16 protein-coding genes are annotated in these 18,726 nt (G+C 74.7%); 6 read left to right on the forward strand and 10 right to left on the reverse strand.

Going from position 1 to position 18,726, the window contains the following annotated elements; all coding sequences use genetic code 11:
* On the reverse strand, positions 1–1,983 hold the full coding sequence (locus IPM45_17100; protein MBK9181246.1) for a thioredoxin domain-containing protein: 1,983 nt from the start codon (positions 1,981–1,983) through the stop codon (positions 1–3).
* Positions 1,984–2,020: 37 nt separating this feature from the next.
* Complete coding sequence (locus tag IPM45_17105; protein MBK9181247.1) at positions 2,021–3,007, reverse strand: alpha/beta hydrolase; 987 nt, start codon at positions 3,005–3,007, stop codon at positions 2,021–2,023.
* 55 nt (positions 3,008–3,062) lie between these two features.
* On the opposite strand from IPM45_17105, the gene IPM45_17110 reads away from it, so the two are divergent.
* On the forward strand, positions 3,063–3,815 hold the full coding sequence (locus tag IPM45_17110) for an SDR family oxidoreductase (protein MBK9181248.1): 753 nt from the start codon (positions 3,063–3,065) through the stop codon (positions 3,813–3,815).
* 3 nt (positions 3,816–3,818) lie between these two features.
* On the opposite strand, the gene IPM45_17115 is transcribed toward IPM45_17110, so the two are convergent.
* From IPM45_17115 to IPM45_17125, 3 genes are all read right to left on the reverse strand, one after another.
* Positions 3,819–5,195, reverse strand: coding sequence for an MFS transporter (locus tag IPM45_17115; protein ID MBK9181249.1), 1,377 nt, complete (start codon positions 5,193–5,195; stop codon positions 3,819–3,821).
* A gap of 66 nt (positions 5,196–5,261) precedes the next feature.
* Positions 5,262–6,116 carry an SDR family oxidoreductase gene (locus tag IPM45_17120; GenBank protein ID MBK9181250.1) on the reverse strand — a complete coding sequence of 285 codons (855 nt, stop codon included), beginning with the start codon at positions 6,114–6,116 and terminating at the stop codon, positions 5,262–5,264.
* A complete protein-coding gene (locus tag IPM45_17125; protein ID MBK9181251.1) occupies positions 6,113–7,246 on the reverse strand; it encodes an AMP-binding protein in 1,134 nt (377 codons plus the stop codon). Before IPM45_17125 ends, IPM45_17120 begins: the two co-directional genes overlap by 4 nt.
* On the opposite strand from IPM45_17125, the gene IPM45_17130 reads away from it, so the two are divergent.
* Complete coding sequence (locus IPM45_17130) at positions 7,245–8,207, forward strand: 1,4-dihydroxy-2-naphthoate polyprenyltransferase (GenBank protein ID MBK9181252.1); 963 nt, start codon at positions 7,245–7,247, stop codon at positions 8,205–8,207. The genes IPM45_17125 and IPM45_17130 overlap by 2 nt on opposite strands.
* Before the next feature lie 154 nt (positions 8,208–8,361).
* Complete coding sequence (locus tag IPM45_17135) at positions 8,362–9,879, forward strand: alkaline phosphatase family protein (GenBank protein MBK9181253.1); 1,518 nt, start codon at positions 8,362–8,364, stop codon at positions 9,877–9,879.
* On the opposite strand, the gene IPM45_17140 is transcribed toward IPM45_17135, so the two are convergent.
* Positions 9,869–10,636: an alpha/beta fold hydrolase gene (locus IPM45_17140; GenBank protein MBK9181254.1), complete on the reverse strand. Its 768-nt coding sequence runs from the start codon at positions 10,634–10,636 to the stop codon at positions 9,869–9,871. The genes IPM45_17135 and IPM45_17140 overlap by 11 nt on opposite strands.
* Positions 10,637–10,664: 28 nt before the next feature.
* Between IPM45_17140 and menD the strand changes: the two genes are divergently transcribed.
* On the forward strand, positions 10,665–12,371 hold the full coding sequence (gene menD / locus IPM45_17145) for a 2-succinyl-5-enolpyruvyl-6-hydroxy-3-cyclohexene-1-carboxylic-acid synthase (protein MBK9181255.1): 1,707 nt from the start codon (positions 10,665–10,667) through the stop codon (positions 12,369–12,371).
* A gap of 61 nt (positions 12,372–12,432) precedes the next feature.
* Here the strand turns inward: menD and IPM45_17150 are convergent, their stop codons facing one another.
* From IPM45_17150 to IPM45_17160, 3 genes are all read right to left on the reverse strand, one after another.
* Complete coding sequence (locus IPM45_17150) at positions 12,433–13,659, reverse strand: isochorismate synthase (GenBank protein MBK9181256.1); 1,227 nt, start codon at positions 13,657–13,659, stop codon at positions 12,433–12,435.
* The gene (locus IPM45_17155) at positions 13,656–14,297 is read right to left on the reverse strand and encodes a ubiquinone/menaquinone biosynthesis methyltransferase (protein ID MBK9181257.1); all 642 of its coding nucleotides are present in this window, start codon (positions 14,295–14,297) and stop codon (positions 13,656–13,658) included. The genes IPM45_17150 and IPM45_17155 overlap by 4 nt, the downstream gene beginning before the upstream one ends.
* Before the next feature lie 74 nt (positions 14,298–14,371).
* A complete protein-coding gene (locus IPM45_17160) occupies positions 14,372–14,563 on the reverse strand; it encodes a hypothetical protein (GenBank protein MBK9181258.1) in 192 nt (63 codons plus the stop codon).
* Here IPM45_17160 and IPM45_17165 point away from each other — a divergent pair.
* Both IPM45_17165 and IPM45_17170 read left to right on the forward strand, forming a co-directional pair.
* Positions 14,514–15,875, forward strand: a complete 1,362-nt coding sequence (locus IPM45_17165; protein ID MBK9181259.1) for an acyl-CoA dehydrogenase family protein — start codon at positions 14,514–14,516, stop codon at positions 15,873–15,875. The genes IPM45_17160 and IPM45_17165 overlap by 50 nt on opposite strands.
* Before the next feature lie 10 nt (positions 15,876–15,885).
* Positions 15,886–17,079: an amidohydrolase gene (locus IPM45_17170; protein MBK9181260.1), complete on the forward strand. Its 1,194-nt coding sequence runs from the start codon at positions 15,886–15,888 to the stop codon at positions 17,077–17,079.
* A 9-nt stretch (positions 17,080–17,088) separates the two neighbouring features.
* Here the strand turns inward: IPM45_17170 and IPM45_17175 are convergent, their stop codons facing one another.
* Positions 17,089–18,663 (reverse strand): acyl-CoA synthetase, encoded by a 1,575-nt coding sequence (locus IPM45_17175; protein ID MBK9181261.1) that lies wholly within the window; start codon positions 18,661–18,663, stop codon positions 17,089–17,091.
* Between the last annotated feature and the right edge of the window lie 63 nt (positions 18,664–18,726).

Below are 18,726 nucleotides of genomic sequence, written 5' to 3' on the forward strand. Positions count from 1 at the left end.
TCACGCGTCGAGCTGGGCGAGAAGGTCGTCCACCGCGTCGACCGGCGCCCGGCACGCGAAGTCGCGACACACGTACGCCAGACCGGCGCGCCGGCCCTCCCACAGCGGCGACCGGTAGGGCTCGCCCCACGCCACCACCGCGTTGGGCACGTAGCGAGCGGCGACGGCCCGCACCAGATCCGGCCGATCGCCCACGATCGCGATCTCCGTCGCGCCGGACACGTGCAGGTGGACGGCCGCCAGCAGGTGGGCGAAGGCCGTGGGGTGCTCGGCGGCCAGCGGGCCGAGGAGGCGCAGGATCGCCTCGGCCCGCTCCCGGTAGGCGGGCTCGCCGGTGAGCGCCGCCAGGCGCAGGAGCGCCAGCGCGGCCAGGCTGTTCGCGGACGGCGTGGCGTTGTCGAGCACGTCCTTCGGGCGGGTCACGAGGGCCTCGGCGTCGGAGCCGGTGGTGAACACGCCGCCCTCGGCGTCGTCCAGGAACAGCGCCAGCAGGCGGTCGGCGGCGTCGCGGGCCGCCTCGATCCAGCGGGCCTCACCCGTGGCCTCGGCCACGCGGGTGAAGGCGTCGACCAGGGCGGCGTGGTCGGCGGCGAACGCCAGGTGGCGGGCCCGGCCCCCGTCGTCGCCCTGCCACGAGCGGAGCCAGCGGCCGTCGGTGGGTCGGCGCAGGTGGGCGAGCAGGAACTCCGCGTTGGCCACGGCCGCCTCGAGCCAGTCGGCGCGCCCCAGCGCCGCGGCGGCCTCGGCGAGGGTCGCGAGCATGAGCCCGTTCCACTCGGTGAGCACCTTGTCGTCCAGTCCGGGCCGGACCCTCCGGCCCCTCGCCTCGAGGAGCTGCTGGCGGGCCGCCTCGATGGCCGGCGGTCGGACCAGGTCACCGCGCAACGGCCGGTGCAGGATGTTCGCCCCCTCGAAGTTGCCGGACCGCGTGACCCCGTACCACTCGATCGCCCCCGGCGCGTCGGGCCCCAGGACGTCCTCCATCTCCTCCTGCCGCCAGACGTAGAACCGGCCCTCCTCTCCCTCGGAGTCGGCGTCCTCCGCCGAGAAGAAGCCGCCGGCGGGGTGGCGCAGATCGCGGAGCACGTACTCGATGGTCTCGGTGGCCACCTGGCGGTAGCGCTCCTCGCCCGTCACCTGCCAGGCGTGCAGGTAGACGCGGGCGAGCAGCGCCTGGTCGTAGAGCATCTTCTCGAAGTGGGGCACCATCCAGAAGGCGTCGGTCGAGTAGCGGGCGAACCCGCCGCCCAGGTGGTCGTAGATGCCGCCCGAGGCCATGGCGTCGAGTGACGTCGTCACCACCGTTCGGGTGCGGTCGTCGCTGCGGTGGCCGGGCGAGCGCAGGGCCAGCTCGAGGGCCATGGCCTGTGGGAACTTCGGGGCGCGGCCGAAGCCGCCCCACTCGGGGTCGAACTGGTCGGCCAGGTGGGAGAGGGCGGTGTCGAGGGTGTCGACGCCGGGCAGCTCGTCACCGGCCGCGAGCCCGGCGACGCGCCCGATCGCTTCCGTGAGGCGGTCGGCCTGCTCCAGCAGCTCGCTGCGCCGCTCGCGCCACGCCTCGGCGACCGCCCGGAGGAGCTCCACGAACGACGGCATGCTGCCGCGTCGCACCCTGGGGAAGTAGGTGCCGCCGAAGAAGGGCCGACCGTCGGGCGCGAGGAAGACCGTCATGGGCCAGCCGCCGCGCCCGGCCATGGCCTGCACCGCCTCCATGTAGATGGCATCGACGTCCGGGCGCTCCTCGCGGTCGACCTTCACGTTCACGAAGAGCTCGTTCATGACAGCCGCCGTGTCCGGGTCCTCGAACGACTCGTGGGCCATGACGTGGCACCAGTGGCATGCGGAGTAGCCCACCGAGAGGAGGATCGGCCGGTCGTCGGTCCGAGCCCGGTCGAAGGCCTCCTGCCCCCACGGGTACCAGTCGACCGGGTTGTCCCGGTGCTGGCGGAGGTAGGGGCTGGTCTCGTGGGCGAGGCGATTCACCGGGTCAGGCTACCGGCGACCCCCCGCTGCTCCCGGCTCAGGCCCAGCCACGGGTGGCGTCGCGCGGCAGCCCGGCCAGGAACGCCAGCAGCGCCTCGTTCACCTCCGCCGGCCGTTCCTGCTGGGTCCAGTGCCCGCAACCCTCCAGCAGCACCGAGTCCCGCAGGCCGGGCACGGTGTCGACCAGGGCCTCGACCGCGCCGGGCATCATGAGCAGGACCCCGTCGCGGGTGCCCCCGATGAACAGCGCGGGCTGGTGGATGCGAGCGTCGGCCCAGGGCGCGGTGAGCTCCCAGTTGCGGTCGAGGTTGCGGTACCAGTTCAGGCCGCCTCGGAAGCCGGTTCGCTCGAACTCGGCGGTGTAGACGGCGAGGTCGTCCTCGGTGAGCCAGCCGGGCAGGGTGTCGGGCTGCACGAGCCCCGGGAGCAGCCCGTCGTCGGGTGGGCGGGACCCGGTGTGGAGCCGCTCGGGGGGAACGTCGCCCGAGGCGGTGTAGAGGAAGCCTCGCTGCACCGAGCCGGCGGCAGGGTCGAGCTCGGCCTCGGCGACCCCCGGCTCCTGGAAGTAGAGGATGTAGAAGAACGAGTCCGGGTAGACGGCGCGCATGAGGTCGGTGGGTCGCATCGGCGAGCGGGGTGTCCACGGCACGCTCATGCCGACGACGGCGCGGAACCGGTCGGGGCGGAGCATGGCGGCCGTCCACGCCAGCGGGGCCCCCCAGTCGTGGCCCACCACCACCGCCGTGCGCTCATCGCAGGCGTCGAGCAGGCCGACCAGGTCGCCCACGAGGTGCAGGATCGTGTAAGCGTCGACAGGGTCGGGGGCGTCGGTGCGCCCGTAGCCCCGCAGGTCGGGAGCCACCGCGTGGTAGCCGGCCGCGGCCAGCGCCGGGAGCTGGTGCCGCCACGAGTACCAGAGCTCGGGGAACCCGTGGCACAGCAGCACGAGGGGCCCGTCGCCCTGCTCGGCCGCGTGCATGCGGATGCCGTTGGTCTCCACCGTGCGGTGCGTGGCATCGGTCATGGGCCCCCCTCTCGTCGACCGTGTCCCCACCCCGCGCACCGTAGGCTTCGCCTCCATGGAGCTGCGACTCGACGGGAAGGTCGCGCTGGTCACCGGCGCGTCGAAGGGGATCGGGCAGGCCATCGCGGCCTCGTTCTCGGCGGCGGGCGCGAAGGTGATGCTCTCGTCGAGGAAGCTCGACGCGCTCGAACGTGCTGCCGCGACGATGGCCGGCGAGACGGCCACGTTCGTGGCCAACGCCGGCGATCCCGAGGCTGCGGCCGGGGCGGTGGCGGCCACGATCGAGCGCTTCGGTGCGCTCGACGTGCTCGTGAACAACGCCGCCACCAACCCGTACCTCGGGCCCACCATCGGCGTCGACCTGGCCCGGTACGACAAGACCTTCCAGGTCAACCTGCGCGGCCCCCTCGCGTGGACGCAGGAGGCGTGGTCGCAGCGGATGCGCGAGCACGGTGGGGTCGTGCTCAACATCTCCTCCGTCGGTGGGTTGCGGGTGGAGCACGGCCTCGGCGTCTACAACCTCACCAAGGCGGCCCTGGTGCACCTCACCCGCCAGCTCGCCATGGAGCTGGCACCCGGCGTGCGGGTCAACGCCATCGCCCCCGGCCTCGTCAAGACCGACTTCGCCCGGGCGCTCTGGGAGCCCGACGAGGAGCGCATCGCCGGCGCGTTCCCGCTGCGGCGGCTCGGCACGCCGGACGACATCGCCAACGTGGCCCTGTTCCTGGCCAGCGACGCCTCGTCGTGGATCACCGGTGAGACGATCGTCGTCGACGGCGGAGCCGGGGTGCGCCCCACCACCGGGTAGCCCTCAGGAGGGCCGAGCGGGCTCACCCGATCGCAGCGGTGGCGGCGGGTCCACCAGCGAGATCACGTGGTCCGGCGCCTCGCCCGGGGTGGTGGGCGCTGCGGCCTCCGGTCGGCCGGCCTCGACGGGGTCGGGGTCGGGGTCGTCGTGGGCGGCTCGCGCCGCACGGCGCTTGGCCCGCTCGATGGTGCGGGTGCTGATCACCGGCCAGACCAGCAGGATCATGACGAGCAGCACGCCCGATCCGGCCAGGAAGGGGGCGCGGATCCCGAACAGGGTCGCCAATGCCCCGCCGACCAGGGCGCCCACCGGCAGGCTTCCCCAGCCGAGGAAGCGGTAGACGCTGTTCACCCGGCCGAGCAGCCGATCGGGCACGATCGTCTGGCGCAGCGACACCGTGATCACGTTCCAGATCACCGCGCACATCCCCGATGCCGCCATGGCGGCCACGACCACCGCGGTGGACGAGGTGAGGCCGATCGCGAGCTGGGTGAGGGCCAGGACGCCGATCACGGTGAGGATGGCGCGGCCGGGGCCGAGCGCGGCCGTGATCCTGGTGGTCAGCAGGCTGCCGATCACGCTGCCCACCGCGGCCGAGGCGAGGACGAAGCCGTATCCGACGTCGGTCACGCCCAGCACGTCCTGGGCGTAGAGCACGAACACGGCCATGCCGGCGAACACCACCAGGTTGATCGTCCCCAGCATCAGCGCCAGGGTGCGGAGCAGCCGGTGGTCCCACAGCCACCGGACCCCCTCGCGGATCTCGCCCCGGAAGCCGGCCGTGGCGCGGGTCTGGCGCTCGGGGCGGAAGCGGCCGCGGACCGTGAGCACGAGCAGCGCCGCGATCAGGAAGGACGCCGCGTCGGCGAAGAACGGAGCGGCCGCGACCACGGCGAAGAGGGCGCCTCCGAGCGGAGGGCCGACGAACACGTTGGCCACCTCCTCGACGGCGAACAGGCGCCCGTTGGCGGCCTCGAGCCGCTCGGGCCGCACCACCGAGGGGAGCAGCGTCTGGGCGGCGCTGTCCGCCAGCGTCTCGCCCACGCCGAGCACGAACGCGGCGGCGTAGACCAGCGGGAGGGTGCTCACGTCGGCCCACACGGCCAGGCCGAGGCCGCCGATCACGGCGGCCCGACTCAGGTTGGTCGCCCAGAGCACCGTGCGCCGATCGAGCCGGTCGACCACGGCACCGCTGACCAGGGCGAACAGCAGCCACGGGAGCGACGCCGCCATGGCCACCCCGCCCACCAGCATCGGGTCGCGCGACAGCGACGCCGCCAGCAGCGGGAACGCGGTGGCGACGACGCCGTCGCCCACGTTCGACACGCCGCTGGCGGCCCACAGCTTCCAGTAAGAGGCGCCGAAGCGGGCCCGTGCCACCGACCGTGAACCTACGCGCCCGGCGAGCGCGAAACGTGGCAATCGGGGGGATCGGGGGGATCGGGGCTAGGTGCCCAGATCCTGCTGCTCCAGGTCGGCGAGGCCCTCGGCGATGAGCCGGAACATCTCGGGATAGCGCTTGGTGCGGGCGCCTCCGTCGACGAGCAGGAGGTCGCCCGTCACCCACGATGACTCCTCCGAGGCGAGGAACAGCGCGGCCGAGGCCACGTCCTGGGTCGTGCCGACCCGGCCGAGCGGGATGTTCTCGAGGTACCCGGCGCGGATCCCGGGGAGATCGCGCTGGAACTGCGTGAGGGGGGTGTCGATCAGGCCCGGCCCGATGGCGTTCACGCGGATGCCGTGGGGGCCCAGCTCCAGCGCAGCGCAGCGCGTGAGCATGTCGATGCCCGCTTTGGACGCGCAGTACGCCGACATCCCCTCGGCCGGCTGCACCGCGTTCAGCGAGGCGATGTTGATGATCGAGCCGCCCTCGCCCTGGGCCAGGAGGCGCCGGGCCTCGTGCTTGACCGACAGGAACACGCCCGTGAGGCAGACGTCGACGGTGAGGTTCCAGTCTCCCTCGCTCAGCTCGGCGATCGGGCCGAAGGTGGAGAGCCCGGCGCAGTTGACGCCCACGTCGAGGCGGCCGAAGGCGTCGATCGCGGCCGCCACCAACCGCTCGACGTCGTCCTCGACGGTGACGTTGGCCTCCAGGGTCGTGCAGGCCGGGCCCAGCTCGCGGGCCGCCTCACCGAGGAGCCGGACGTCGAGGTCGCCGAGCGTCACGCGTGCCCCTTCGGCCACGAAGCGCCTGGCGATCTCGCGACCGATCCCCGACGCGCCACCCGTGATCACGGCGACCTTGCCCTCGAGTCGGCCCACCGTCTGCACCCCCCGTGCTCGTCGACGCGCGCACGCTATCGGCCGGGGGCCACCACCCCGGGCAGCTGGCTGCGCCGCACCTTGCCCAGGGTCGTGCGCGGCAGCCGTTCGACGAGCACGAGCTCCCTCGGCGCCGCGTAGGGTGCCAGCCGCTCCTTCACCGCGGCCCGCACCTCGGCGAGGGTGGGGAGGCGCGCCGGGTCGGCGGGCACGACGAACACCACCACGCGCTGCCCCCACTCGGGGTCGGGTCGGGGGGCCACCGCGGCCTCGGCCACCCCGGCGAGCGCCTCGACCACGGCCTCGACCGGCGCGGGCCACACCTTCTCGCCTCCGGTCACGATCAGCTCGCCCCGGCGGCCGTGGACGACGAGCCGGCCGTCGGAGCCCAGTTCGCCCTCGTCGCCGGTGGGAAGCCAGCCCGCCGCGTCCCTGGGGTCGGTGCCGTCGCGGTAGCAGCGCAGCAGCATGGGGCCCCGCAGGTGGATGTGGCCGGCCCGGATCCGCACGTCGACACCGGGCAGGGGCTCCCCGTCGTAGACGACCCCGCTGCCGGTCTCGGTCATGCCGTAGGTGGCGACCGCGTTCGCCGGGAGGGGCGCGGGCGGCGCGGCGCCCCCCACCACCACCACGCGGTACGCCGACGTGTCGGCTCGTCGCAGCGCGGTCGCCACCAGTGACACGAGGGTGGCTCCACGGCGGGCCGCCTCCTCGACCGCGCCGGGCTCGAAGCCGGGGAGCACCGTCACCGGCGTGCCCGTGAGCAGGGCGCGGGTCACCACGGAGAGCCCGCCGACGTGCGCGAGCGGCAGGCAGGCCAGCCAGTGGTCGCGCGACGGGTCGACCGCGAGCCTCGCCGATGTGGCTCGGGCCGACGAGGCGACCGCGTCGTGGGTGAGGACCACTCCCTTGGGCTCGCCGGTGCTGCCGCTGGTGGCCACCACCAGGGCGTCGCCGGGTTCGACGGCGCCGCCCCCCGACCGACGGTGGCGCTCGCCGTGCTCGTCGACGACCACCGAGGGTCGAACCGCCGCCAGGACCCGCTCGCGCTCGGCCGGCGGGAGGCGGAGGTCGAGGGGGAAGGCGGCGTCGCCGGCGTCCCAGACGTCCTGCAGGGCGGCGACGAACGCCGGTCCGCCGGGCAGGGCGAGCGCCACGAGCTGGGGCATGAGGGTCACCGTAGCGACGGGATTCGCCCGGCCGGGCCGGTGCGAGCATCCTGGGAGACCACATGGCCCCCTGGACGTCCCCCCGCGCCGCGCCGTGAACCGCTGGGTGGCCGGGTGCCGTCCCCGCACGCTCCCCGCCGCCGTCGTGCCGGTGGCCGTCGGCACGGCCTGCGCCCGCGGCGTGGCCGACGTGATCGCCTGGCGGGCCGGCGCCGCGCTGGTCGTGGCCCTCGCCCTGCAGGTCGCCACCAACTACGCCAACGACTACAGCGACGGCGTGCGGGGCACCGACGAGGGCCGGGTGGGGCCGGTGCGCCTGGTCGCGTCGGGCCTGGCCTCGCCGGCGGCCGTGAAGCGGGCCGCGCTGGCCGCCTTCGGGGTCGCGGCCCTGGCCGGGCTGGCTCTGGCGGCCGCCGTGGGGTGGGAGCTGCTCGTCGTCGGCGCGCTGGCCATCGCCGCCGGTTGGCTCTACACGGGCGGCCCCCGACCGTACGGCTACGCGGGCCTGGGCGAGGCCTTCGTGTTCGTGTTCTTCGGCCTGGTCGCCACCGCGGGCTCGGCCTACGTGCAGGTCGAGCGCCTCACCGGGCTGGCCGTCTACGCGTCGGTGCCGGTGGGCCTGCTCGCCACCGCGCTGCTGGTGGTGAACAACCTCCGCGACATCCCGACCGACGCCCGGTCGGGGAAGCGCACCCTGGCCGTGCGGCTCGGCGACCAGCGCACCCGGGTCCTGTACGTCGCCCTGCTCGTGCTCCCGTTCGTGCTGGTGCCGTTCTTCGCCCTGTTCCTGCGGCCCCTGGCGGCGCTGGCGTTCGTCGCCGTGCCGCTGGCCCAGCGGCCGGTGGTGCGGGTGCTGGGGGGCGCCCGGGGCCCGCAGCTGGTGCCCGTGCTGGCGGCCACCGGCCGGGTGCAGCTGGTGTTCGGGCTCGCCCTGGCCCTGGGCGTGTGGCTGTCGGCGTGAGCCCGCCCCACCGGCGGTCCCGCGTCCGAGATCGCCCGGGAAGCGGGACGATCGGGACCGAGAAGGTGCGGGGTGGGTGCAGCACCGGTGAAGGGTGGGCAAACGGTCGGGGGCCGGTGAGCGGTCGGCCGTGTCGCCCCGTAGCCTCGGGCGCATGGCCCAGACCTCTGCCGAGACCGCCCGCCGCCAGGCCCTCGACGTGCTCCTCGACCCCGATCTCGAGCCCATCGTCGAGCTGGTCGTCGAGCGGCGAGACGGCGGCTACGAGGCCCACGCCGTCGACGGGCACGCCCGGTTCCGCTGCACGCCGCAGGGTGCCGGTTGGGGCTTCGAGGTCGAGTCGGTCGAGGGCCGCAACCCGCTGGCCGACCAGGCCACCGACCGCTTCGCCGGCCTCGAGGCCGAGCGCTCCAACCTGCACCCCCATCGCACCGGCAACGCCTACCCGCATGCCTACGAGCAGGTCGCCCAGCTGTTCGACGCACCGCACGCCCCCGACCTGTGCGTGCTGCACACCGCCGCCCACAACTGGGCCGACCAGGGCGGGCACCTGGGCGAGCACGGCTCGATGGGGGCGATCCAGGCCCGGGCGCCGTTCGTGATCGCCGGGGCCGGCGTGCGCCCGCTCGGCCGGGTGCCCCGCTCGGCCCGGTTGGTCGACGTGACGGCGACGGTCGCGGTGCTGCTCGGGGCCCGCCCGGGGCCGGGCACCGGCCTCAACGGCGCCGAGCGCCCCGACGCCGTGCTGGCCCGCCAGGACGGCGATCCGCTCACCGACCTGCTCGACGGTGATCGCCCGCGTCACGTCGTGGGCTTCCTGCTCGACGGCTGCAACCCCAACGTGCTGTACGCCATGGCCGACCGGGGCGAGGCGCCGAGCATCGCCCGCCTGATGGCCCTCGGCACCACCTTCGAGCACGGCGCGGTCTCGTCGTTGCCCACCGTGACCCTGGCGAACCACACGTCGATCATCACCGGCCTCCACCCCGGCCACCACGGCATCCTCCACAACGCGTGGTGGGATCGGGACCGCCGTGAGCAGGTCGTCACCAACTCGCCGACCACCTGGGCGACCGCGATGAGCCTGCTCGCGCCGGGCACCGACTCGCTGCACCTGGCGGCCAGGCGGGCCGAGCCCGGTGCCTTCACCGCCTCGGTGAACGAGCCGGCCGACCACGGCGCCGACTTCTCCACCTTCGACCTGCTCCGGCGCGGCGTGCGCAGCGACTTCCCCCGCTCTCCCGACGACCTGCCCCACGCGACCGAGCGGTTCGTGCGGCCCTTCAAGGACTACGCCTGGTACAGCCGGGTCGACCACAACGCGGTGCAGCAGGCCGCAGGGCTGTGGCGGGGCTCCTACCTCGACGTCGCCTACCCGCGACCCCGGTTCCTGTGGGTCAACTTCACGCTCACCGACACCGCCTTCCACGAGGGCGGCCCGCACTCGGAGATCGCCGAGGCGTCCATCCGCGACACCGACGGGCGCATCGGCGACATCCTCGATGTGATGGACGCCGAGGGCACCTTCGGCGACACCGCGTTCTTCCTCGTCGCCGACCACGGCATGGAGCTCACCGACCCCGGTGTCACCGGGGACTGGGACGTGGCGCTGCGCCGGGCGGGCGTGCCGTTCCGCGACGAGGGCTACGGGTTCATCTACCTCAACCCGTAGGGCCTCGCTCCGTCATCCGGAGCCAGGGCCGCACGAGGGCCAGGACCTCGGCCGGCCGCTCGAGGTGCGCGGCATGCCCGGCCCCGGGCACGGCTGCGAACGTGGCGTTGGTGCCGATGGCCGAGGCCAGCCGCCGGCCGAGGGCGCAGAAGCGGTCGTCGAGCGCGCCGGCGAGCACCAGCACCGGCATCCGCAGGCTCGCGAGGCGCTCCCAGAGGGGTTCCTGGCGGCCGGCGCCGGCCAGCCGGAGGCTCGAGGCCAGCCCCTCGGCCGAGCTCTCGCGGCGGGCCTCGACGAAGGCGGCGTCCGGAGGCAGGGTCTCGAAGAGCGGGCCCGCGAGCCACCGCTGGAGGAAGGCGTCGAGCCCGGTCCGCTCCAGCTCGTCGGCCAGGGCCGCGTCGGCCCGCCGGCGGGCGGCCCGCTCGGCCGGATCGTCGATGCCGGCGGTGGCGCCGATCAGCACCAGCCCCCGGACCAGGTCGGGTCGGGCCAGGGCGAGGTGCAGGGCCACCCGGCCGCCGAGCGAGTAGCCGAGGTACGTCGCGGGTCCACCCGCCTCGCCCAGGAGCGCGGCGGTGGTGGGGAGGTCGGCCGCCGTCACGCCCGACCGGCCGTGGCCGGGGAGGTCGACGCGGATCACCTCGTGGTCGGTGGTCAGCTCGTCGGCGAGCGCTCCCCAGCAGCGCCGGTTCTGGGTGAAGCCATGGGCGAGGACCAGCCTCGGGCCCGTGCCTGATCGCTCGGAGTGCAGGTCCACCGGAGAGGCATGGTTGCATGGACGCCCGATGGGCACGACCGCGGCCGCCACCTTCTGCGCCACCCTCGTCGACGAGTGGTTGCGCGCCGGCGTCACCGAGGCCGTCGTCTCGCCGGGCTCGCGGTCCACGCCGCTGGCCCTGGCGCTGGCCGCCGATGGGCGTCTGCGGCTCCACGTGCACCACGACGAGCGCTCGGCCGCCTTCGTCGCGGTCGGGTTGGGCGCGGCCTCGGGCCGGCCGGCGGTGGTGCTCACCACCAGCGGCACCGCCGCCGTCGAGCTGCACCCGGCCGTGGTCGAGGCCGACCAGGCCGGCGTGCCGATGCTGGCCTGCACCGCCGACCGGCCACCCGAGCTGCACGACGTCGGCGGGCCCCAGACGGTCGACCAGGTGCACCTGTTCGGCCGAGCGGTCCGGTGGTTCGCCGACCCGGGGGTACCCGTCGCCGCGGCGTCGGGTGCGTGGCGCTCGATGGCGGCACGGGCGGTGGCGGAGGCCTGCGGCCCGCCGGCGGGCCCGGTCCACCTGAACCTGCCGTTCTGCGACCCCCTCGTGGGTGAGCCCGGCCCGCTCCCCGAAGGCCGCCCCGCGGGGCGGCCGTGGCACGAGCGCGTGGTGGAGGCGGCCGTCGATCCCGCCCTGCTCGACGCGGTCGCCGCGACCGTCGACGGGGTGCGCGGCGTGATCGTGGCCGGGGCCGGTGCGGGCGAGCCCGTCGCGGTCCACGCCCTGGCCTCCGCCGCCGGCTGGCCCGTGCTGGCCGACCCGCGTTCGGGCTGCCGGGTGCCCGGGCCGAGCACGGTCGCGGCGTTCGACGCCCTGCTCCGCCACGAGCCGTTCGCCGCCGACCACCGGCCGGACGTGGTCCTGCGGCTGGGAGCGCCGCCCGCCTCGAAGGTGCTGGCCCAGTGGCTCGCCGCCTCGGGTGCCCGCCAGGTGGCGATCTCGGCGGACGGGCGGTGGTGGGACCCCGAGCGCACCGCAGCGCTGGTGGTGCGGGCGGATCCCGGGGCGGTGTGCCGGGCGCTGGCCGGCCGGGTGGAGGGAGCGGCCGGCACGCCGTGGCCGGCCCGCTGGTCGCGGGCCGAGCGCCTCGCCCAGGAGGCCCTCGACGCCGCGATGGGGCACCACGCCGAGGCCACCGAGCCCGCGTGCGCGCGCGCCGTGGTGGACGTGCTGCCCGGTGGGGCGACCCTGGTGGTGTCGTCGTCGATGCCGGTGCGCGACGTCGAGTGGTACGGCCGTCCCCACCCCGACCTGCGCGTCGTGGCCAACCGGGGTGCCAACGGGATCGACGGCGTCACCTCCACCGCCGTCGGCGTCGCCCTGGCCGGGCCTGCGCCCACGCTGGCGCTGGTCGGCGACGTCGCGTTCCTCCACGACGCCAACGGTCTCCTCGGAGCCGTGTCGCGCGGCATCGACCTCGCGCTGGTGGTGGTCGACAACGACGGCGGCGGGATCTTCTCGTTCCTGCCCCAGGCCACGGCGGTGCCGCCCGATCGGTTCGAGCGGCTGTTCGGGACGCCCCACGGCGTCGATCCCTGCCTGGTGGCGGCCGCCCACGGGGTGGCGTCGGTGACGGTCGACAGGGCCGCCGACGTCGGACCCGCGGTCGCCGACGCCATCGGGGCGGGCAGCGTGCGCCTGGTGCGGGTGCGCACCGATCGCGCCGACAACGTGGCCGTGCACGACCGGCTGCACGCGGCGGTGGGGGCGGCGCTCGGCGGGCGCTGACCCCACCCGCCCGGCGCTCCCCGGCGGTCCGTGCCCAGGGGCCGGCGATGGTGCGGGGTGCCTACGGGCGCACGAGGGCGGGGAGCATCGCCTGGAGCTTGGCGCGGGTCTCGGCCAGCTCGGCGTCGGGATCCGAGTCGGCCACGACGCCCACCCCGGCGAACAGCCGTGCCCGCGTCCCCTCGAGTTCGGCACACCGGATCGCCACCGCGAACCGGCCGTTGCCGGCCCCGTCCACCCACCCGACGGCGCCCGCGAACCGGCCCCGGTCGACGCCCTCGAGCTCGGCGATCAGCGCCAGCGCCTCGGGTCGCGGGTGGCCGCCCACGGCCGGCGTCGGATGGAGCGCCGCGACCAGCTCGAGCGCGGACGAGAGCGGGTGCGAGAGCCGCCCCTCGACCAGGGTGCCGAGGTGCTGGACGTTGGCGACCGCCACCACGGACGGCTCGGCCTCGGCGTCGACGAACGAGCAGAACGGGAGCAGGGCGTCGAGCACCGCATCGATGGTGATCCGGTGCTCGAGGCCGTCCTTCACCGACGCCAGCAGGCCGGCCGCCAGGCGGGCGTCGGTGGTCGGGTCCCCGCTGCGGGGGGCCGTGCCCGCCAGCGGGTGGGAGCGCACCACATCGCCGGCGCGGGCCACGAGCAGCTCGGGACTCGCTCCCACGAAGCCGCCGACGGCGTAGGTGAGACACGACGGGAACGTGCGGCGCAACCGGCCGAGCACGGCAGCGCGGGCGAAGGGCCGGTCGGCGTCGACGAGCACCTCGCGGGCCAGCACCACCTTGTCGAGGGACCCGGCCCGGATCCGATCGCGGGCCGTGGCCACGGCCCGGCACCACTCCGCGGGCGGGCGGCCGGCGGCCACGCGGAAGGCGCTCGGCTCGGGCGGCGCGACGTCGTCGACGGCGCCCAGGGTGGGTGGCTCGCCGCCGGCGGGGCCGATCGTGGTGACCCACCGCGTGCCCTCGGGGCTGCGGCCCACCACCACCCGGGGGACGACGGCCTCGGCCGGCGAGCGCGGGTCGAACGGGATGGCGGCGAACGCCACCGGGCCGGTGCCGGGCACGCGGACCTCGTCGTCGGTGGGCAGCGCCGCCAGCGCCTCGGTGACACCGGCCAGCGAGAGGCGGGCCACCTCGCCCTGGCCGGCCAGGCCCATGCCCTCCTGCTCGAGCAGCGGGCCGTGCTCGCCGGCCACCGCGAGCAGGTCGACGTCGCGGTCGAGGCGGCGCGTGACCGCGACCAGGCCCACGGGGAGCCGCCTGGTGGCGAGCTGGCCGGTCACCGGTGGCTCCGCGTGCCCACGAGGAGCTGCACGATCCCCCCTGACAGCGGACGTCGCTCGGCGTCGGCGAACCCGGCCGCGCCGAGCAGGCGGACCAGCTCGGCCGGTGCGGGCAGGTAGGCGACGGAGCGGGGCAGGTACCGGTACGCGGCCGGGTCGGAGAGCCACCCGCCGATCCTCGGCACCACCTTCCCGAAGTACACGCCGTGCCCCCAGCGCACGAGGGGCTGCCGGGGCCGGCTCACGTCGAGCAGCGCGATCCGCCCGCCCGGCCGCACCACCCGGTGGAGCTCGGCGAAGAAGGGCCCCAGCGCCACCAGGTTCCGGAGGGCGAACCCGCACGTCGCCCCGTCGACGGAACCGTCGGGGAGCGGGAGGCGCAGGATGTCGGCCTGCACCCGGGGGGCGCCGCTGCGGTCGGCTCCCAGCATCCCCGCCGAGAGGTCGACGCTCACGGGCCGCAGCCCGCTCCTGGCCAGCTCCACGCAGAAGTCACCCGTCCCCGAGGCCAGGTCGACCACCCTCGACCCCGGCGCGAGGCCCAGCGCCGCCACCGACCGGCGCCGCCACCCCACGTCCATCCCGAACGTCATCACCCGGTTGACGAGGTCGTAGCGGGGGGCGATGGCGTCGAACATGGCCCGGACCGCGCGGACCTTCTCCTCTCCCTGGGGGAGTGGCGCGTCGGGCGCGGGGAGCGGCCCGCCCACGATCAGGCGTCCTCGGGCCGCGCCGCGCCGCAGTGCTTGCAGCGCGGGTACGCCCGCGACGTCGGCCGGCCGCACGCCGCGCAGCGGACCACGGCGATCTCGCCGCGGCGCAGCCGGACCGCCACCTGCCAGAGCATGCCGCCGATGGCGACGAGGATCGCGACCTCCAGCACGTCGCGGACGGCGTTGTTCACCGCTCCAGTGTGCCGCCGTGGGTGCAGCTCTCCCCAACCAGCGGCCTTCCCGGGCCGAGCGCGACGTCCTCTGGCAGACTCCCGAGCCGTGATCGACTTCACCTTCCCGCCCGACGTCGAAGAGATCCGCCTCGAGGTCCGCGACTTCATGGACTCGGCCGTGCGCCCCGCGGAGAAGCAGGCGGACGCCGAGTCGTGGGACCGCGGCGCCTGGATCCGCGCCATCGTCGACCTGCGCCAGCAGGCCAAGGACCGGAACCTCTGGCTGCCGCACATGCCGCCCGAGTGGGGCGGCCTCGGCCTCGGGCCCACGGCCATGGCGGCGGTGTCGGCGGAGGCGGCCAGGACCCGCATCGGCCCGTTCGTGCTCAACGCCCAGGCGCCCGACGAGGGGAACCAGCACACGATCCTGCACTGGGGGACGCCCGAGCAGAAAGAGCGCTACCTCCGCCCGCTCTGCGACGGCACGGCTCGGTCGTGCTTCGCCATGACCGAGCCCGAGGTCGCCGGCTCCGACCCGACCCTCATCCGGACCTTCGCCTACCCCGACGGCGACGAGTGGGTGGTCAACGGCCACAAGTGGTTCATCTCGGGGGCGCGCGGCGCGCAGTTCGCGATCCTGATCGCCCGCACCGAGGAGGACCCCGACCTCCCGCAGGCAGCGAACTCGGCGTTCCTCGTCGACCTGCCGAGCGAGGGCTGGAACGTCGTCCGTGACGTGGAGACCATGTCGGGAGGGCACAACCACTGCGAGATCCTCCTCGAGGACCTGCGGGTGCCGGCGGCGAACATGCTGGGCGGCCGGGGCCAGGGGCACCTGCTCGGGCAGTACCGCCTCGGACCCGCCCGGCTGGCCCACTGCATGCGCTGGATCGGCCAGGCGGAGACCGCCCTCGACATGATGGTCGACCGCTCCCTGAACCGGTTCAGCCACGGCTCGCTGCTGGCCGAGAAGCAGGGCATCCAGTGGCTGATCGCCGACTCGGCGATGGAGCTCTACCAGTGCAAGCTGATGGTGCTGCACGCGGCCTACAAGATCGAGAACAAGCTCGACTTCACCTCCGAGGTCTCGATGGCCAAGCACTTCGTGGCCAACAGCCTGTGGCGGATCATCGACCGAGCGATCCAGGTGCACGGCGCGCTCGGCTACTCGACCGACACGCCCCTGGCCGACATGCTGAAGCAGGCGCGCTGGGCCCGGTTCGCGGACGGTGCCGACGAGATCCACCAGATGCGCATCGCCCAGCGCACCATCGCGGCCTGGAAGGACCACGGGTCCACGGCCACGGCCACCGGCGACCTGCCCCTCTAGGGAGAGCCCCATGGTGATCGACACGCTGCTCGACGAGGCCGCCGACCTGCAGGCCGACGCCGTCGCCCTCCGGCGGCGGATCCACCGCCATCCCGAGCTGGGCCTCGACCTCCCCCGCACCCAGGCGGCCGTGCTCGAATCGCTCGACGGCCTCGGGCTGGCGCTGGCCACCGGAGAGGCCACGACGTCGGTCGTGGCCACCCTCGACGGGGGACGGCCCGGGCCCACGGTGCTCCTGCGGGCCGACATGGACGCCCTGCCGATGCCGGAGGACACCGGCCTCGAGTTCGCCTCCGAGGTCGACGGGGCCATGCACGCCTGCGGCCACGACGCCCACACGTCGATGCTGGTCACCGCCGTCCGCCTGCTCGCGGCCCGGCGTGACGACCTGCCGGGACGGGTCGTGTTCATGTTCCAGCCGGGCGAGGAGGGCCACCACGGAGCCCGCGTGATGCTCGACGAGGGCCTGCTCGACGGCGACGCACCGCCGTCGTACGCCTTCGCGATCCACGTCACGCCCTCGATCCCGGCGGGGATGGTGAGCACCAAGGGCGGTCCCATGATGGCGTCCGCCGACGAGCTGCAGATCGTCGTGCGGGGCCGCGGGGGCCACGCGTCCATGCCCCACCTGGCCCTCGACCCGGTGCCCGTGGCCTGCGAGATCGTCCAGGCGCTCCAGACCATGGTCACCCGCCGGGTCGACGTGTTCGACCCGGCCGTCGTGACCATCGGCTCGATCCGCGCCGGCACCACCACCAACGTGATCCCGGAGACCGCCGTGCTGCAGGGCACCGTGCGCACCGTGTCCGAGGGGGCCCGCCGCCGGGTGCTCGACGGGGTGCGACGGGTCGCCGAGAACGTGGCGGCCGCCCACGACGCGCAGGCCGACGTGGTGGTGAACGAGGGGTATCCGGTCACGGTGAACGACGACGGCGCGGCCGTGTTCGCGGCCGGCGTGGCCCGCGACCTGCTCGGCGACCGCGCGGTGGTCATCCAGCCCACCCCGGTGATGGGTGCCGAGGACTTCTCCTACGTGCTCCAGCGGGTGCCGGGGGCGATGGTGTTCCTGGGCATGCACCCGGGCGGCCGCGGCACCGTGGCCCCCAACCACTCGAACCGGATGGTGATCGACGAGGGGCCGATGGCGGCCGGCGCCGCGCTCTACGCCGCCGTCGCGCTCCGCCGGCTCAGCGGCGAACCCTGAGCGATCCGGTCACGCCCGGCCCAGGGCCTCCAGGGCGGTGGCCTTGGCCCAGCGGTAGTCGGGCTTGCCCGAGGGCGAGCGCACCACGTCATCCACCACCACGAGCTCGCGGGGAAGCTTGTAGCGGGCGAGGTGCTCCTCGCACTGCGCGCGGACCTCGTCCAGTGCCGGCGGGTGCTCCGGGTCGCGCACCTTCACCACCGCCACGACCCGCTCGCCCCACCGCTCGTCGGGTATGCCGACCACGACGGCGTCGAACACCCCCGGGCAGGCCTTGAGGGCGGCCTCCACCTCTTCGGGGAAGATCTTCTCGCCGCCCGAGTTGATGGACACCGAGCCCCGCCCGAACACGGTGATCGTGCCGTCGGCCTCGATGGTGGCCCGGTCCCCGGGCACGGCCCAGCGCACGCCGTCGACCACCGGGAACGTGCGCGCGGTCTTCTCGGGGTCCTTGTGGTAGCCGAGCGGGATGTGGCCCCGGCGGGCCAGCCAGCCGACCGTGCCGTCACCGGGCTGCAACGGTCGGAAGTCGTCGGAGAGCACCGTCGTCTGCTCGTTGACCGCGAAGCGGGGCGGTCCGCTCTGGCCGCGGGCGGCCACCATCTGGCCCTGGCCGCCGGTCTCCGACGCGCCGAACCCGTCGACGACGATGGTGGAGGGGAGCAGCCTCGTCAGCAGCTCCTTCACCGCCGGGGAGAGGATCGCGCCCCCCGAGAGGAGCACCGTGAGGCAGGACAGGTCCCACCGACGGGGCTCGGCGTCCAGCGCCTCCACCAGCGGCCGGGCGAAGGCGTCCCCGACGATCACCAGGAACGACACGCGCTCGTGCTCGACCATCGTCCAGAGGTGGCGGGTGTCGAAGTGCCGCTCGGGCGAGATGACCACGGCGCCTCCGGTGAAGAACGTGGAGAACGCCATCCAGTGGGCCGACCCGTGCATGAACGGGCTGGCGGGCAGGCACCGCGTGGTCCCGGAGGGGGCTCGCTCCAGCACCTCCTCGGGCCGCTCGATGGGGGGTCCGCCCGGGTTCCCGCCGCCGAACGCGCCGAAGAAGATGTCCTCGTGGCGCCACGTGACGCCCTTGGGCAGGCCCGTCGTGCCGCCCGTGTACAGCACGTAGAGGTCGTCGGCCGATCGCGGCCCGAAGTCGCGGGCCGGCGACGCGGCGGCCAGCGCCGACTCGTACTCGGTGCCCTTGGCGAGGGTGGCCCGCAGCCGCGGCAGCCCGCCTCGCACGGCGTCGATCTTGGGGCCGAAGTCCTCCTCGTGGATCACCATCGCGAGGTCGGCGTCGTCGAACAGGTACCGCAGCTCGTCCTCGACGTAGCGGTAGTTCACGTTCACGGGCACGGCCCGCAGCTTGTAGGCCGCGAGCATGCCCTCGAGGTACTCGTTGGAGTTGTAGAGGTGCAGGCCGATCCAGTCGCCGGCGCCCACCCCGCGCTCGGCCATGGCGTGGGCCAGGCGGTTCGCCCGCTCGTCCAGCTCTCGGTACGTGAGTCGCACGTGCCCGCACACGATCGCCTCGCGGTCGGGCACCGCGTCGACGACCCCCTCGAACAGGTCGGCCAGGTTGAACTCCACGGTGCGAAACGTACCCCCGGGCCGATGGCTGTCTGCACGGCTACCGTCGAGCACCATGCACGA

The organism is Acidimicrobiales bacterium (genome assembly GCA_016716005.1).
Lineage (GTDB): Bacteria > Actinomycetota > Acidimicrobiia > Acidimicrobiales > JADJXE01 > JADJXE01.

What these genes read in the sequence shown, in the direction of transcription:
- IPM45_17105 (MBK9181247.1), bottom strand. Translation starts at nt 3,007, where the DNA reads ATGACCGATGCCACGCACCGCACGGTGGAGACCAACGGCATCCGCATG.
- IPM45_17110 (MBK9181248.1), top strand. Translation starts at nt 3,063, where the DNA reads ATGGAGCTGCGACTCGACGGGAAGGTCGCGCTGGTCACCGGCGCGTCG.
- IPM45_17130 (MBK9181252.1), top strand. Translation starts at nt 7,245, where the DNA reads ATGAGGGTCACCGTAGCGACGGGATTCGCCCGGCCGGGCCGGTGCGAG.
- IPM45_17125 (MBK9181251.1), bottom strand. Translation starts at nt 7,246, where the DNA reads ATGCCCCAGCTCGTGGCGCTCGCCCTGCCCGGCGGACCGGCGTTCGTC.
- IPM45_17135 (MBK9181253.1), top strand. Translation starts at nt 8,362, where the DNA reads ATGGCCCAGACCTCTGCCGAGACCGCCCGCCGCCAGGCCCTCGACGTG.
- menD (MBK9181255.1), top strand. Translation starts at nt 10,665, where the DNA reads ATGGGCACGACCGCGGCCGCCACCTTCTGCGCCACCCTCGTCGACGAG.
- IPM45_17155 (MBK9181257.1), bottom strand. Translation starts at nt 14,297, where the DNA reads ATGTTCGACGCCATCGCCCCCCGCTACGACCTCGTCAACCGGGTGATG.
- IPM45_17165 (MBK9181259.1), top strand. Translation starts at nt 14,514, where the DNA reads ATGGCGACGAGGATCGCGACCTCCAGCACGTCGCGGACGGCGTTGTTC.
- IPM45_17170 (MBK9181260.1), top strand. Translation starts at nt 15,886, where the DNA reads ATGGTGATCGACACGCTGCTCGACGAGGCCGCCGACCTGCAGGCCGAC.